Annotated in this window: 12 protein-coding genes; 6 read left to right on the top strand and 6 right to left on the bottom strand. The window is 58.8% G+C overall.

Going from position 1 to position 15,306, the window contains the following annotated elements:
- Positions 1–129 precede the first annotated feature (129 nt).
- The 4 genes from DNI29_RS06995 to DNI29_RS06980 all read left to right on the top strand — a co-directional run bounded on the left by DNI29_RS06995 (position 130) and on the right by DNI29_RS06980 (position 5,088).
- Positions 130–903 (top strand): DUF1573 domain-containing protein, encoded by a 774-nt coding sequence (locus DNI29_RS06995; RefSeq protein ID WP_110977388.1) that lies wholly within the window; start codon positions 130–132, stop codon positions 901–903.
- 228 nt (positions 904–1,131) lie between these two features.
- Positions 1,132–2,259, top strand: a complete 1,128-nt coding sequence (gene ald, locus DNI29_RS06990; protein ID WP_110977387.1) for an alanine dehydrogenase — start codon at positions 1,132–1,134, stop codon at positions 2,257–2,259.
- Positions 2,260–2,428: 169 nt separating this feature from the next.
- Positions 2,429–3,028 carry an SMI1/KNR4 family protein gene (locus tag DNI29_RS06985; protein ID WP_110977386.1) on the top strand — a complete coding sequence of 200 codons (600 nt, stop codon included), beginning with the start codon at positions 2,429–2,431 and terminating at the stop codon, positions 3,026–3,028.
- Between the two features lie 167 nt (positions 3,029–3,195).
- On the top strand, positions 3,196–5,088 hold the full coding sequence (locus tag DNI29_RS06980; RefSeq protein ID WP_110977385.1) for an LTA synthase family protein: 1,893 nt from the start codon (positions 3,196–3,198) through the stop codon (positions 5,086–5,088).
- 118 nt (positions 5,089–5,206) lie between these two features.
- Here the strand turns inward: DNI29_RS06980 and DNI29_RS06975 are convergent, their stop codons facing one another.
- Complete coding sequence (locus DNI29_RS06975; RefSeq protein ID WP_110977384.1) at positions 5,207–5,653, bottom strand: type I restriction enzyme HsdR N-terminal domain-containing protein; 447 nt, start codon at positions 5,651–5,653, stop codon at positions 5,207–5,209.
- Between the two features lie 187 nt (positions 5,654–5,840).
- Between DNI29_RS06975 and DNI29_RS06970 the strand changes: the two genes are divergently transcribed.
- Positions 5,841–6,614 (top strand): AMP nucleosidase, encoded by a 774-nt coding sequence (locus tag DNI29_RS06970; RefSeq protein WP_110977383.1) that lies wholly within the window; start codon positions 5,841–5,843, stop codon positions 6,612–6,614.
- A 172-nt stretch (positions 6,615–6,786) separates the two neighbouring features.
- Positions 6,787–8,445 (top strand): amidohydrolase, encoded by a 1,659-nt coding sequence (locus DNI29_RS06965; RefSeq protein ID WP_110977382.1) that lies wholly within the window; start codon positions 6,787–6,789, stop codon positions 8,443–8,445.
- Positions 8,446–8,579: 134 nt separating this feature from the next.
- Here the strand turns inward: DNI29_RS06965 and DNI29_RS06960 are convergent, their stop codons facing one another.
- From DNI29_RS06960 to DNI29_RS06940, 5 genes are all read right to left on the bottom strand, one after another.
- Positions 8,580–9,095: a DinB family protein gene (locus DNI29_RS06960; protein ID WP_162303535.1), complete on the bottom strand. Its 516-nt coding sequence runs from the start codon at positions 9,093–9,095 to the stop codon at positions 8,580–8,582.
- A 127-nt stretch (positions 9,096–9,222) separates the two neighbouring features.
- On the bottom strand, positions 9,223–10,668 hold the full coding sequence (locus DNI29_RS06955; RefSeq protein ID WP_110977380.1) for an MFS transporter: 1,446 nt from the start codon (positions 10,666–10,668) through the stop codon (positions 9,223–9,225).
- A gap of 96 nt (positions 10,669–10,764) precedes the next feature.
- Positions 10,765–11,355, bottom strand: coding sequence for a nucleotidyltransferase family protein (locus tag DNI29_RS06950; protein WP_110977379.1), 591 nt, complete (start codon positions 11,353–11,355; stop codon positions 10,765–10,767).
- A gap of 59 nt (positions 11,356–11,414) precedes the next feature.
- Positions 11,415–12,605, bottom strand: coding sequence for an XdhC family protein (locus DNI29_RS06945; protein ID WP_110977378.1), 1,191 nt, complete (start codon positions 12,603–12,605; stop codon positions 11,415–11,417).
- Between the two features lie 270 nt (positions 12,606–12,875).
- A complete protein-coding gene (locus DNI29_RS06940; RefSeq protein WP_110977377.1) occupies positions 12,876–15,215 on the bottom strand; it encodes a xanthine dehydrogenase family protein molybdopterin-binding subunit in 2,340 nt (779 codons plus the stop codon).
- Positions 15,216–15,306: the final 91 nt, after the last annotated feature.

The raw sequence follows: 15,306 nt of genomic DNA, 5'->3' as shown, positions 1-15,306 counted from the left end.
TTACCGTTGATGCGGGGGTAGGCCTTTTTGTGGCTATCTTTGGTATAGAGTTATGAGTTGACCCTGCCGGCTTATCATTCCTGACTTACAACGCATCTTCCTTACCCCCTGCACTCTTATCTAACTGCCATGAAACACGTATTCTTCTTTCTGATTGCCCTGCTGGCAGCCACGGCGGCGCAAGCTCAAGGCGTGCTCAAGTTCGAGCAGGAGCTACATGATTTTGGCAACGTGCCGGAGGGTACCATGGCTACCCACGAGTTCCGCTTCCGAAACGTAGGCAACCAACCCATCATTATTGCCAACGTGCAAGCCAGTTGCGGCTGCACTACCCCCGACTGGACCAAAACCCCAGTGCTGCCCGGCAAAACCGGCATCGTAAAGGCTGTGTACAGCAGCGCCGGCCGTCCTGGCATCTTCAACAAAACCGTGACGGTGACTAGCAATGCCTCCACCCCCAGCACGGTACTCACCATCAAAGGCAACGTGTTGAACAAAGAGCAGGTGAAAGCCACCCTGACCCCGGCGCAAATCGCCCAGTCGGCTCGCCTCACGGTTGACCGCACCACCCACGATTTCGGCAAAATGGAGGCCGGCCAGTCGCCGGTGGCGCGCTTCACGGTAAAGAACACAGGCAAGCAGGAGTTGGTACTAGGTGCCATTACCTCGCAGTGCTATTGTGTGGGCTACAAAAACGTACCCTCACCCATTAAGCCCGGCCAGAGCGCCGTGGTGGAGTTGGTGTACAACCAGCGCAAGCTGGGCACGCAGGCTGAAACCATAACCATTACCAGCAACGACGTAACCGGCGACACCAAGCTAACCCTGAAGGCCCAAGTAGTGCAGGATCTGAATGCGGGCAGCATGGTAAAGGAAAGCGGCGCTTCGGTACCATTTAAGTAGAGTAGCAACTACACACAGCCGAACTGTCATCCTGAGTGGCAGCAAAGAGCCTTACTACGCGAAACAGTAGTCGTAACAACGACCTGTGCTGGCGTAATAAGCTTCTTTGCTGCCACTCAGGATGACAGTTCTTTTTAGGGCTGCTACCTCACCAAATTCCGACTTATCTTTGCCCCGCCTTTTCCCGGCAACCTCCCATCCACCCACTTTCACTCTTTGCTTCGAGCCATGATTATCGGCGTACCGAAAGAAATTAAGAACAACGAAAACCGCGTGGGCCTGACCCCTGCTGGCGTAGCTGAATTCCGCAAACATGGCCACGAGGTGTTCGTGCAGGCTACTGCCGGCAACGGCAGCGGCTTCTCCGACGCCGAGTACGAACAAGCCGGTGCTACCATTCTGCCTTCTATTGAAGAAGTGTACGCCAAGGCTGAAATGATTGTGAAGGTGAAGGAGCCAATTGCCTTGGAATACCCCCTCATCAAGGAAAACCAACTGCTGTTCACCTACTTCCACTTTGCTTCGAGTGAGGAGCTGACCCACGCCATGATTGAGCGCAAGGCTACCTGCCTGGCTTATGAAACCGTAGAGCTGCCCTCGCGCGCCCTCCCCCTGCTCATCCCGATGAGCGAGGTAGCAGGCCGCATGGCTCCGCAAGAAGGCGCTAAATACCTGGAGAAGCCTTTGAAAGGCCGGGGCATTCTGTTGGGTGGTGTACCCGGCGTGAAACCTGCTGAGGTGCTGGTACTGGGTGGTGGTATTGTTGGAACCCAAGCGGCTAAAATTGCTGCTGGTCTGGGCGCCCGTGTAACCATCATGGATATCAGCCTGACCCGCCTGCGCGAGTTGGACGACATCATGCCCAAGAACGTGGTAACCCAGTACTCCAACGAGTACAACATCCGCGAAGCCATCAAAACGGCCGACCTGATTGTGGGCGCCGTGCTGATTCCGGGCGCGAAGGCTCCGCACCTCATCACCCGCGAGATGCTCAAGACCATGAAGCCCGGCACCGTGCTCGTGGACGTGGCCGTGGACCAGGGTGGCTGCATCGAAACCTGCAAGCCTACCACCCACGAAGACCCCACCTTCATCATCGACGACATTGTGCACTATTGCGTGGCTAACATGCCGGGCGCAGTGCCTTACACCTCTACCCTGGCCCTCACCAACGCTACCCTGCCCTACGCCGTGAAACTGGCGAACCTGGGCTGGCAGGAGGCTTGCCGCCGCGACGAGGCCCTGCGCCTCGGCCTGAACGTAGTGAATGGCAAAGTGGTATACAAAGGGGTGGCCGAAGCTTGGGGCCTGCCCCTGGAATCGGTAGAATCGGTGATGGAAGTAGCCGTTGCTTAAGCGGTAATCCATCTGAAGTACATAGAAAAGCCTTTCCGGCCGGGTGGTCGGAAAGGCTTTTTCTGTAGCGCGAAGCTCCAGCTTTGCGCCTTGTTGAACAGCTGACAGCCGTTTCGTTCAACGACCAACGCACCCTGACACGCGAAGCTGGAGCTTGGCATTATTTCTTATGAGAGGCATTCTATATACCGGCGGCGAGCTGACCGACCTAGTGAGTTTTGCCCGCCTTCCTTCCTACCTGCAAAGCTTCCTGCGAGAGCAGAACGGGGTAGTAGCTTACTTTGGCGGGCTGCATATCCGGGGCTGCGTGGCGGAACCTACCTGGCACTCGCTGGCCGAAGCCTGGCAGGGCGAGCAGGCGTTCTGGCGCACCTACGACACGGTACAGGAAACCGACATTCCGTTTGCGCAGGACTGCGTGGGCAACCAGTTTTTGCTGCGCGGCGACGCGGTGCTGTTCCTGGACACCGAAACCGGAGAGTTAGCTGATTTGGAAGTGGACTTCAAGCACTTCCTGTTCGGGGCTGAGAAATTTCCGCTTGATGCGCTGGGCATGGAGCCGTTGCGCATCTTTCAGCAGGGCGGGGGCGTCCTGAAGCCGGGGCACCTCCTGAGCCTGCACCCACCCGTGTGCATTGCTACTAACAGCAAAAACCGGCCTACCGCTAAACCCGTGCCCGCCGCTGCGCGTCTGGCTTGGCTGGCTGACTTCTATCAGCAGATTAAAAACCTCCCCGACGGGCAACAAGTGCGCCTCAAGCCGCTGTAGCACATTGCGTTCCACTGCCCTCCTATGCTCCGTTGAAGGGCCTTCACGACTTCATAGGGGATAGTAGGAGCCCCTGAGAAGGCCATTTGCCAGAACACAGGGATAATGTGTATTTGTGCTCTGCTGCATCATGCCCCTGTGGCATTGCTCTTCACTTAGTGCTTTCTATGCCTTCACTGTTTTTGCGCCTGCTAGTGCGGCGGTTTGCGCTGCTGCTGGGAATATACATGGTACTGCGCCTGGGCTTTTACTGGGCCAACTACGCCGTGTTCCAGGAAGCAACGGCTGGGCAGGTGGCGTGGGCATTTGTGTATGGGTTGCGGTTTGATATAGCGGGGCTGCTGCTCCTGAACCTGCCGTTTGTGCTGATGTCGTTGGTGCCAAACGTAGATGTTTCGTGGCAGCGGCTGGTACGAGGCGTGTATCTGACCCTGAATGCTAGCGGCATTGCGCTCAACCTCATTGACACGCAATACTTTAAATTCATTGGCCGCCGCACCAGCAACGAGCTGTTTACTATCACCGGCGACATTCAGCGGCAGGCCGGGCAGCTGGTAGGGCATTATTGGTTTCTGCTCATTCCGTTTGCTGTACTGTTTGGGCTGCTGTGGTATGCCTACCCCATGCCGCGGCCCGAAGCCTCCGTACCTGCTCCGATGAGGACCGACCCGCGGCAGTGGCTGCGGCCGGGGCTGACCTTTGTACTGATAGCGGGCCTAACGGTGCTCGGTATCCGGGGCGGGTTTCAGCTCAAGCCCTTGCGCACCGGCCACGCCTTTGTGCAGGCGCCGCCCATTCTGGGCCACGTCACGCTCAACAGTACGTTCACCTTTCTTAAAAGCCTTGGGTACCAGCCCCCGGAGCGGCGCAGCTACTTTGCTTCCGCGGAGGCCCTGCACGCGGCGCTGGCCGTGCATCAGCCGGCGGCCCGTCCTGCCGCCCCGCATGACAATGTAGTGGTATTGCTGGTAGAAAGCTTTGCCTCCGAGTACAACGGCGTAGAAAACGGTGGGCGAGGCTACACCCCTTTCTTTGATTCGCTGGCGACCCAGGGCCTGCTGTTCCGGCACCACTACGCCAACGGCCGCCGCTCCATTGAGGCACTACCAGCCGTGCTGGCCGGCTTGCCCTCCCTGATGGAAAGCCCGTTTATCACCTCTAACTTCCAAACCAATGAGCTGCACGGCCTGGGCGAGATGCTGAGCCGGGAAGGCTACGCTACCTCCGTGTTTCACGGAGCCCAGAATGGTACCATGGGGTTCAATACTTTTGCTGGCATTACGGGTATGCAGCAGTATTACGGCCTACAGGAGTACCCCAAGGGCATCAAGAGCCCCGATTACGACGGACACTGGGGCATTTTCGATGAGCCCTATCTCCAGTATTTTGCCCAGCAGCTAAGCCAGCAGAAGCAGCCGTTTTTCTCTACGGTGTTCACGCTTACCTCACACGAGCCTTTTCCGGTGCCGGCGCAGTACAAAAGCCGGTTCGCACCCGGTCGGCTGCCCATACACGCCTCCATCCGGTACACCGATTTTGCCTTGCGCCGGTTTTTCCAGACTGCCGCCAAACAGCCCTGGTACCGTAATACGCTGTTCATTCTGCTGGCCGACCACACCTCCCAGACCCTCCGGCCCGACTATCAGAATACCTTGGGTAGCTACAAAACCCCCTTGCTGCTCTTTCACCCCGGCCGGGCGCTACCGGCAGCTAATCCGCAGCGCATCACCCAGCAGGCCGATGTGCCCGCTACCATTCTCGACTACTTGGGGCTACCAACCAAGCAGTTGCTTCCCTTCGGCTACTCGGTGTTTGATACAGCTACTACCGGTCGGGCCCTGTTCCTGAGCGGCGGCAGCTACTTCCTTGTTCATTCAGATTTCGTGACGGAGCTAACGATTGACAACCACGTTAAGCTCTACCCCTACCGTAATCACCGGCTCCCTCCTACCCCTCTCACCAACCCCAACCCCGAGAAGCTGCGCCAGTATGGCAATGAGTTGAAAGCCTGTGTACAGTTTTTCCTGAATGGCTTGGCTGATAACAGCTTATACAAGTAGTAAATGAGTGAGTTGGCCGTTCGGTTAATTCTAACGGGTAGACCCGCAGGGGCGACATATCAGTAGCTGCCTACCCCCCTTCTATCGCTCAAAGCTCTAGCGGGGTGGCGCACTTCACTCATTCACCGTACCTCGGCACTTCCGTCAGCCGCTCGTTGGTGCGCTGCTCGAAGTTTACACGCCAGCAGAAGTGGCTGAGACCGTTGGAGAGCAGCAGCAGCGGAGCCCCGATTGTCTGATTATAGGTAGCCGCCTGCAGGGCCACGGCGGCGGTAATGGGTACCGAGGGAGCTTTGCATTCCACCAGCAAGAGCGGTTTGCCGTGGGCATCCAGGGCCACTAAATCAGTGCGTTTTTGGCGCTGGTTGTAGCGGTGGCCGCGCTCTAGGCTCAGCAAACCCTTCGGGTAGCCGCGGTGGTTGATGAGGTAGTGTACTACGTGCTGGCGCACCCATTCTTCGGGCGTGAGCACCACGTTGCGGCGGCGCAGAACATCCCAGATTAGCAAATTTTCGCTGGATTGTGTAACTTTGTACTCGAAAGGCGGCAGGTTCAACTCTTGCATCACCTCCAAAGGTACGGCCCTGGGTATTTACTCCCGCTTTTCGCCCCGTACCGTCGCACCCAGGTTTCTGGGTCCCGACGGTTTTTTTGTACCCTATTTTTCCGGCTGCCCGTAGCTGGTGGCGGCAGCCTGCCGCGGCCGATGCTCGCATAGCCTTTCCACAAGCAACACATATTTGACATACCTTATGAAGACCAAAGCCGACATTGTTGAGAACTGGTTACCCCGCTACACCGGCGTTCCACTGGATGAATTTGGCCAGTACATCCTGCTGACCAACTTTATCAACTACGTGCACATGTTTGCCGAGCAGTTCGGCGTGGAAGTGCGCGGACTGGACAAACCCATGCAGACGGCCACCGCCAACGGCATTACCATCATCAACTTTGGCATGGGTTCCCCCATGGCAGCTACCGTTATGGACTTGCTGTCGGCCATTAAGCCTAAAGCGGCGCTGTTCCTGGGCAAGTGCGGCGGCTTGAAAAACAAGACCAAGCTTGGCGACCTGATTCTGCCCATCGCGGCTATCCGCGGTGAGGGTACTTCCGACGACTACCTGCCCGCCGAAATTCCGGCCCTACCCTCCTTCCGCCTGCAGCGCGCCGTGTCTTCCATGATCAAGAAGCACGAGAAGGACTACTGGACCGGCACCGTGTACACCACCAACCGCCGCGTGTGGGAGCACGACGAGAACTTCAAGGAGTATCTGCGCCAGATCCGGGCCATGGCCGTGGATATGGAAACGGCTACCATCTTCACGGTAGGCTTCGTGAACGAAATTCCTCACGGCGCCCTGCTGCTGGTATCGGATAACCCGATGACACCCGAAGGCGTGAAAACCTCCGAGAGCGACAAGAAAGTAACCGCCGACTTCGTGACCTCACACCTGCAGATTGGTATTGAGTCGTTGCTCGAGCTGAAGAACTCCGGCGAATCGGTGAAGCACATGCGCTTCGAATAGATTTTCCTACCCCCATGAAAAGCCTCAACCCTGCTCAAGGGGTTGAGGCTTTTTCGTGCGCAGGGGTCGGCGTTCGTCGCACGCCCGAATCCAACATTCAATTTTCCACCTCAACTTGCAGCCCGCGGCAGGTAAATCCCGACTCTGCCTCACCACAACCATAGCCATCTATATGACCCCACATTTCCGCCCGTTGCTGGCGCTGCCTCTGCTGCTCGGAGGCTTCAGCGCCTGCCAGACTACCTCCCGCCAAGCCGCCGACCTGCTGGTGTACAACGCCACCGTGTACACCGTCGATTCTGCCTTTAGCAAAGTCCAGGCCTTTGCCGTGAAGGATGGCAAGTTTGTGGGGGTAGGCACGGCGGACGAGCTGCGCGGCAAGTTTCAGGCGGAGCAAGAGGTAGACGCCCAGGGCCAGTTCATCTACCCCGGCTTCTACGATGCGCACTGCCACTTCTACCGCTACGCCCTGGGCCTACGCGACGCTGATCTGGTAGGCACCGGCTCCTGGCAAGAGGTAGTGCAGAAGCTCCAGCAGCAACGGCAGCAGTATCCCCAAGCGGCTTGGCTCACGGGCCGCGGCTGGGACCAGAACGACTGGCCAGGCAAGCAATTCCCGACGAAGGACACTCTGGACGTACTGTTTCCGAATACGCCAGTTTTCATCACGCGGGTAGATGGGCACGCGGCCCTCGTGAACCAGAAAGCCCTGGACCTGGCTGGCGTTACGGCCCGCACGCCCATCAGCGGAGGCACCATCACGAAGGATGCTGGCGGCAAGCTCACCGGGTTGCTGGTAGACAATGCCGTGCGCTTAGTGTCGGGCAAGATTCCGGAGCCAACTGCTGCTGAAGCCGAAGCCGCCTTGCTGGACGCCCAGAAACGCTGCGTGGCCGTGGGCCTCACCAGCATGGCTGATGCCGGCCTGGAAAAAGCCAACGTAGACCGCATTGACGGCCTGCAGCAGCAAGGCAAGCTGAAGGTACGCCTCTATGCCATGCTCGCGCCCACCAAGCAGAATAAGGACTTTTACCTCAAAAATGGCCCCGTGTTCAAGGACAGGCTCACGGTATGTTCCTTCAAGGTGTATGCCGACGGAGCCCTGGGCTCCCGCGGAGCCTGCCTGATCCATCCGTACTCCGATCAGCCGAAGGAAACGGGCTTTCTGCTTTCCTCGGTAGCTGATTTCCGCAACCTAGCCAAAGAGCTAGCGGCCAGCAAATTTCAGATGAACACCCACGCCATCGGCGACTCTAGTAACCGCCTCTTACTGGATATTTACGGCGAGGCTTTGAAAGGCCAGAAAGACCGGCGCTGGCGCATCGAGCACGCCCAAGTGGTCAGCAAGGCCGATGTAGCTAAGTTCGGGCAGTACGGCATTGTGCCCTCGGTGCAGCCCACCCACGCTACTTCTGATATGTACTGGGCCGGGGAGCGACTGGGTGCCGAGCGGCTCAAAACCGCCTACGCCTTCAACGACTTACGCAAGCAGTACGGGCAGGTAGCGCTGGGCTCCGATTTCCCGGTGGAAGACATCAACCCGTTGTTCGGCTTCCACAGCGCCGTAGCCCGGCAGGACGCCAAAAACTACCCCGCCCAAGGCTTTCAGATGGAAAATGCTCTGAGCCGCGAAGATGCCCTGCGCGGCATGACCACCTGGGCCGCCCACGCCGCCTTTGAGGACAAGCAGAAGGGTAGCATCCGCCCCGGCATGGCCGCCGATTTCGTTATCCTCGATACCGATCTGTTGCAGGCACCCAAAGAAAAGCTGCGCGGTGCTAAGGTGCAGCAAACCTGGATTGCCGGCGAACGGGTGTTCGGCGGGAAGTAGTACTACACCAACAAACGCTACAACGCAGTGAAGGGCCTCTACGGAGTGTAATTACACTCCGTAGAGGCCCTTCGCCCTCGCTTGATGCGCGACATGTTCAGGATGACAGATGTTTTTTATCCATCAGCAAATTCCTACCCCCGCACCGGGCCTTCATCGGCGGAGCCACCGTAGATGGCAGGCACCGGGATGTCGAGCAGGCGCAGGTACACCGAGAGTTGGCCGCGGTGGTGAATGAGGTGATTAAGCACCATAGTACGGGCTACGGCAGCACGCGGCAGGCTCATGAGCACCTGCTCGCCCCGGCGCAACGACCATTGTCCGTGGAAAGTAGCGTCATCGACCTGCTCCAGGGCCTTGTGGATGTTCTCGCTATTCACATCGAAGCGGCGCAGCACCGCGTCGGTATCCGCGCCCTGGGGCATCTGTACGGTGGTTACCTCGGTGTGCGGCCCCGTCAGGGACAGTTCCAGGAAGCCGATCAGGTTCGCCATGTGCGAAGCCAGCGCCCCAATGGTCATGGACTTGGGGTGGGGCTGCCAGCCGAACTGCTCCGTAGGGACGCGCTCCAGCAAGCGGCGAGTCAGCTTGAGTTCAGTACGCAGTTCCTGGCTGAGGGAGGCTTGCAGGGTGGGTTGGGTGTCGGTCATGAGTTGGAGAAGGGAAATTTGAAAACGGTGCCAAAGTAACTGTTTCAGGCAAGGTTGGTTGGCAGCCAAACGCAAGAAAGCCGCTTCAGCTACCTGAAGCGGCTTTCTTATGTTAGAATACATCAAGTTATCTAGCGGAGGCAGGCATACCTACGTTCGGGGTGGCGGGCGGTGGGCCTAGCGTGGTAGCTTCTGAAGCATCTGTGTCTCGCAGCTTCTTACCACGCAGTTGCAGCAGGAAAATCAACCCCAGAATGAAGAACACAATCAACGCCAGAATGCTATAGCGCATGTTACCGCCCATTAGCTGCGAAATTCCTCCGAACACGACCAGCCCGATAACAATGCCGACTTTCTCGGTTACGTCGAAGAAGCTGAAATAAGCGGCCGAGTTATGCGTATTTTCTGGGATAATCTTGGAGTAGGTGGAACGCGATAAACTTTGAACCGCACCCATGGTCAGACCAATAATAGCGGCCAGAGCATAGAAGCTCCACCCGGCCTGCACGAAATAGCCAGCAATGCAAATCAGCATCCAGATGAACACAGCCCAACTTAGAGCCCGCGTGTTACCAATACGCTCTGAAAGCTTGGAGAAGAGGTAAGCGCCAAGAATACCCACAATTTGAAGCAGCAGGATAGTGATGATAAGCGATTTGCTATCCAGATGCAGTTCCTCGTCACCAAAGAGAGTAGCTACGTACATCACCGTTTGCACTCCCATGTTGTAAGTGAAATAGGCTAGTAGGAAGCGCTTCAGATTGGGCTGGTGCTTGGTTTCTTCCCACACTTTGCCCAGCTCGCGAAAGCCGTTTAGCAGCCAGCCCGATTCCGAAGTGGCATTAGCGGGGCGGCCACGGTCAGCGGGCAGAGTTAAAAATGGAATTTGAGCAAAGCCCGCCCACCAGATGCCGGTGAGCAGAAAGCTGAATTGGGTAGCCTTCTGGGGGGTGAGACCAAACATAGGTGTGCCTGAAAGTGTGGGTCCTTGGATCAGCATCAAACAGAGCACCAGCAACAACACCGACCCGATGTATCCCATGGAAAAGCCCCTGGCTGAAAGAGAGTCAAACTTTTCTTCGGAAGAAATATCAGGCAGATAGGAGTTGTAGAACACAATGGAGCCTGAAAAGCCTACCGTAGCCATGATAAACACAAACACACTAATGGTAAACGTGTTGGGCTCAAAGAAGTACAGACAAGCGCAGGAAATGGCCCCGATGTAGCAGAAAATCTGCAAGAACAGCTTCTTACGCCCCGAGAAATCGGCCAGGGCAGTGAGAAGTGGGCTGATTAGAGCAATGATGAGAAAGGCAGCCGATACGGAATAGTTCTGCAGTGAAGTGCCGGGTACATGCAGACCGAGGAAGTCAACTGGAGTTTTTCCGCTGTCTGTGTTGGTGACTTCCTTTACCATCGAGCCCCAGTAAATGGGAAAGATGGAGCTGGTGATGACGAGCGGGTACACGGAGTTGGCCCAGTCATAAAAGGTCCAGCCGCGGGTGATGCGCTTGTCGTCCTTGGGAATGGTATCGAAGGAGGGGTCCGCCGCGGCGGCCGGGGTAGTGCTCATACAGGCGAGGGGAAAAGTGTGCTCCGGCCAAGATAACGGGAATTCCTGGTTGCGGTTGTCAGCTCCGCACTACCATTTTGTTTCCTGCGGCCGGCCCTACTCTCCAGCTAGCAGAGCGGCGTACTGTGCCTCGGTATCTACATCAATAGCGCCTTCGGGAAACGGCACAGTGGCTACCAGTTCCGGATAGCGCTTCAGGAGTTGCCCAGCACCAGCCTCGTTCTGGAGTTCACGGAGCAAGGGAACTGCCGCTTTGCTGAAAAATACGGGCACACCTTGCACGCCCGCATAGGCGCAGGCTACAATAGGGCGACCAGTGGCGGTTTGTGTTGCAACAAGCTTCTGCAACAGCCCAGGAGTTACGTGGGGCTGGTCGCAGAGCGTCAGCGTTATTCCTTTGTCCAAGGCCTCTAGCTTCTCTATAGCTGCCAAGCCGCATTTTACCGATGCTCCCATCCCCTGCTCCCACACCAGGCATTGGGCCGCCGTTACCGGCAAACCGGCCAGTTCTGGCAGCAGGGCCTCGTGCTGAGCGCCAGTTACCACCACCACTGCCGCACCGGCTGCCGCTGCCACGGCCGTTTCGGCGGCGCGGCGCAGTAGCGTCTGGCCGTGGTAGCGTAGCAGCTGTTTGGGCCGCCCCAAACGCGTGGACGCACCGGCAGCAAGCAGAATAATGGCGGGCATGCGGAGGTTTAAAGGAAGAGCAAGGGGTAGGATTTGGCTGAGCCGAATGATGCTGCAGGCTACAAGCCGCACACTGCATCTACCCGGCCCTCTGCTACCAGCGGCCCATCGGCGCGCAGGGGCGGGTGGATGGGGTGCGGCGAGTCGCGCAGGAAGCCGGCGGGGCGCTTGGTAAGCACTGCCTGGATTTCAGCTACGATGGACAAGGCAATTTCCTCGGGTGTTTCGGCTCCCAGGTTCAGGCCGATGGGGCTGTGGATGCGGCCCTGCAACTGCTCGGCGGCATTGGGTGTCTGCTGGCGGAGGTCGTCGAGGAGGCGCTCGTATTTCTTGCGCGGCCCCAGCAGCCCAATGTACGTGGTGCTCGGGTCGGGCAGCAGATGGCGCAGCACGGCCAGATCGTAGTAGTAGTTGTGGGTCATCAGCAGAGCGAAGCTGCCGTCATAAGGCTCGGTTTCCACTTGGGCCAGGGGTAGCACCCGCACCACGTCGGCTTCCGGAAACCGGCTAAGCTGGGCCTGGGCCGGGCGGCCATCTACTACCTGTACCCGCCAGCCCAGGCTAGAGGCCAAACGCACCAAGGGCTGCACATCATTGCCGGCCCCATATACCGTCAGGCGAACTGGGGGGCGCAGGATTTCCAGGCTTACACGTACAGTACCGGCCTCCACGGGGTAGTGGCGGGTAGCGGGCTGCCCGGCAGCCAGAGCGGTCTGCGCATCGGCCAGAATCTGGGGGTAGAGCACCGCCTGTTCCGGCAGAGTGCCTTGAGCGGTATGGTCGTGGGTGAGCAGGAGGCGCTGCCCTACCCCTACTTCGGAGCCTGAACCGGCTACTCCAAACACCGTGGCTACCACAGCGGGCTTCTCTACCCCCTCGGCCCAGCGGCGCAGCAGCTCCACAGGGTTATCGGGGTCTTGGAAGTTCAGGGGTTCCAGCAGAATCTGCACAACACCCTGGCAGCCCAGGGCGGCCCCGAACTGCAGGTCGTCGTCAGGGTCGGTGGAGTCGTAGGTCACTACCGTGGGGCGGCCCTGCTGTATGGTACGGCGGGCCCGTTGGCGGGCATCTCCTTCCAGGCAGCCCCCGCTGATGGCTCCAGTTAGTTGCCCCTCATCGGTCACCAGCATACGGGCACCGGGCCGGCGGTAGGCCGAGCCGGCTACATCCACCACCGAGGCCAAGGCACAAGCCCGCCCGGCGGCGCGGTGTTCATCATAGGCGCGCAACAGGCGCTGAAGTTCAGTCATAATCTAGGCTATCAGCTGAGCGCTGATGAAGAAGCAATACGCAGAAGCCGGGCAGCAGGCTGCACGTTGAGCCCTTCCTCTGCAAAAGAGCGAAGGCAGATCAATGTTTTTATCAGCACCGAAAACGTGTCATCCTGAGTGGAAGCAAAGTGCTTTTACAGCTTTGGTGGGGGTAGCCATTACTCTCGGCAAAGGCCCTTTGAACCCGCTCAGGACGATACCTGCCGTTGCGCTCAAAGCCTCCCTTTACTTTCCGTTTTACCTCACAACTTAGGCTTGCACCTTTTTCGTTTCCAGAACTTTATCCGGCGTGATGGGCAGGCTGCGAATGCGCTTACCGGTGGCATGGAATACGGCATTGGCCACAGCCGCCGACACCCCTACCATCGAAATTTCGCCAATGCCTTTCACGCCCATGGCATTGATGTAGGGGTCGTGCTCCTCAATGAACTCCACTGTCATGTCCGGTATGTCGGCGCAGACGGGTACGTGGTAGTCGGCGAGGTTGGAGTTGGTGTAGCGCGAGAAGTTCGGGTCGCGGAAGGTGCCTTCCATCAGGGCATTGCCAATACCGAAAATACTACCCCCGATAATCTGGGAGCGGGCGGTTTTGGCGTTGAGGATGCGGCCGGCGGCGTGCACGCTCACCCAGCGCGAAACGCGCACGGTACCCAGGTCGGGGTCTACTTTCACCTCGCAGAAGTGCACGCCGAAGGAGTGCATGGAGTGGCCAGCCATGTCGTCCTGGTGGCCCGAGTCGGCGGGGCCGGCGGCCAGGCCCGATTCGTAGCCGGCGCCGTACTTACCGTTGCCAGTGCCCTCAATGTCGGTGGTTTCGTTGCGCTTCATCAGGGTCGCAAAGTCTTCACCCTTGGCTTTGTTGGCCTTAAGTACCATGCGGCCGTTTTCTACCACCACATCAGCCGCCTTGGCCCGGTACAGGGGCGACTTTTTATCCTGAGTAGCCAGCTTGATAAGCTTTTGCCACACGTCCTGGGCCGCCATATAGATGGACGACGATACTGTGCCCGCCGCCACCGACCCACCCGAGTTGGGCGCGGTAGGCAGCTTGGTGTCGCCCAATTCAAAGCGGATTTTGTCAGGAGTAAGCCACAGCGCGTCGGCGGCTACCTGGGTCATGACGGTGTAGGTGCCAGTGCCCAGGTCGGTGGCACCAGTTTGCACCACGGCGTGCCCATCGGCGTAGAGGCGCACGCGGGCGGTGCCCTGGTTGTTGTGCACGGGGTAGGAAGCCGTAGCCATGCCCCAGCCTACCAGCAGGCGGCCGTCGCGGGTGGCGCCGGCTTGGGGGTTGCGCTTCCTCCAGCCGAACAGCTCGGCCCCGCGGGCGTAGCACTGCTTCAGGCTTTTGCTGCTCCACGGTTTGCCGTTGCTGGGGTCTTTTTCGGCGTAGTTGCGCAGCCGGATTTCCAAAGGGTCAATGCCCAGCTGGTAGGCTAGATCATCCATGGAGCACTCGATGGCGAACGAGCCAGGCGCCTCGCCGGGGGCGCGCATAAACGTGGAGGTCATCACGTCGGCACGGGCCAGCTGGTACGTCGATTCAAACGCGGGGCAGTTGTAGAGCAGATTGATTATCCGGCTGTTAGGCTCCGCGTAGTTGTCCCAGGGTGAGGTGGTGGAGGTTTTCTCGTGGATGAGAGCCAGCAGCTTGCCGTCCTTGGTTGCGCCTACTTTCAGGGTCTGGGTTTGGTCTTCGCGGTGGCCCATGCTGGTGAACATCTGCGGGCGCGTGAGGGCCAGCTTCACGGGCCGACCTACTGCCTTAGCTGCCTGCACCGTCAGGACGGTGTGGGGCCAGGTAGAGCCCTTGCAGCCAAAGCCGCCGCCGAGGTACTTTGTGACGACGCGCACCTGCTCAGTAGGAAGGCCCAGCATGGCACTTAGGGCCTTCTGCGTGCGCGTCACCCCCTGCGTCGATTCGTACACGGTTACGCGGTCCGGGGCTTCCCAGTGGGCCGTGGTAGAGCCCGGCTCCATGGGGTTGTGGTGGTTGATGGCGTGCTCATAGGTGTGGGTAAGCTGCACCGGCGCCGCCGCGAAGGCAGCCTTGGGGTTGCCGCGCACCGTATGGCCCTCGGTTTTGCCATCCTGCACCTTCTGCGGATCGAACAGCTCGGCGCGCGGGTCGGCGTAGGAAGCCAGGGGCTTTTCAGCGGCAATATTCACGCGTACCAGGGCGGCCGCGTGCTGGGCTCGTTCCAGGGTGTTGGCCAGCACAATAGCTACCGGCTGCCCGGCGTAATGCACCTGGTCGGTGGTGAGGGGTAGGAAACCCATAGGGGCGCCAATGGCCTTTTTCCCCTCGGGGCTGTTGGGCGTTTTGGCCAGTTGGGGCAGGTTCTGGTGGGTAAGAATGGCTACCACCCCCGGCTCCTTCAGAGCCGCGCTGGTATCAATACTCTGAATGCGGCCTTTAGCTACCTCGCTGGTTTTCAGCACCGCGTGCACTAAGCCAGGCAGGCTGTTGAACTCGGCCGAGTAGCGAGCCTGCCCCGTCACTTTGGCCCGGCCATCGACCCGGTCCAGCGGCTGCCCCACGGAGCCGGCCTTGGGGTTGGTTTCAAAGAATGCGGGTTCGGTATCCATGAGGAAGTCTAAACATAAAGCGAAGAAAACAACCGCCTGCTCCGGCCTCGCGGACGCGGGGTTCAGCAGGAAGTTGGGGGTAGGCTACCAC

The organism is Hymenobacter sediminis, assembly GCF_003231285.1.
GTDB classification, from domain to species: Bacteria; Bacteroidota; Bacteroidia; order Cytophagales; family Hymenobacteraceae; genus Hymenobacter; species Hymenobacter sediminis.
This window is presented reverse-complemented; position numbering and strand designations above follow the sequence as displayed.

Coding starts and splice junctions, on each gene's coding strand:
- DNI29_RS06945 (WP_110977378.1), bottom strand. CDS start 12,605: ATGACTGAACTTCAGCGCCTGTTGCGCGCCTATGATGAACACCGCGCC.
- ald (WP_110977387.1), top strand. CDS start 1,132: ATGATTATCGGCGTACCGAAAGAAATTAAGAACAACGAAAACCGCGTG.
- DNI29_RS06955 (WP_110977380.1), bottom strand. CDS start 10,668: ATGAGCACTACCCCGGCCGCCGCGGCGGACCCCTCCTTCGATACCATT.
- DNI29_RS06975 (WP_110977384.1), bottom strand. CDS start 5,653: ATGCAAGAGTTGAACCTGCCGCCTTTCGAGTACAAAGTTACACAATCC.
- DNI29_RS06980 (WP_110977385.1), top strand. CDS start 3,196: ATGCCTTCACTGTTTTTGCGCCTGCTAGTGCGGCGGTTTGCGCTGCTG.
- DNI29_RS06985 (WP_110977386.1), top strand. CDS start 2,429: ATGAGAGGCATTCTATATACCGGCGGCGAGCTGACCGACCTAGTGAGT.
- DNI29_RS06965 (WP_110977382.1), top strand. CDS start 6,787: ATGACCCCACATTTCCGCCCGTTGCTGGCGCTGCCTCTGCTGCTCGGA.
- DNI29_RS06940 (WP_110977377.1), bottom strand. CDS start 15,215: ATGGATACCGAACCCGCATTCTTTGAAACCAACCCCAAGGCCGGCTCC.
- DNI29_RS06970 (WP_110977383.1), top strand. CDS start 5,841: ATGAAGACCAAAGCCGACATTGTTGAGAACTGGTTACCCCGCTACACC.
- DNI29_RS06995 (WP_110977388.1), top strand. CDS start 130: ATGAAACACGTATTCTTCTTTCTGATTGCCCTGCTGGCAGCCACGGCG.
- DNI29_RS06950 (WP_110977379.1), bottom strand. CDS start 11,355: ATGCCCGCCATTATTCTGCTTGCTGCCGGTGCGTCCACGCGTTTGGGG.
- DNI29_RS06960 (WP_162303535.1), bottom strand. CDS start 9,095: ATGACCGACACCCAACCCACCCTGCAAGCCTCCCTCAGCCAGGAACTG.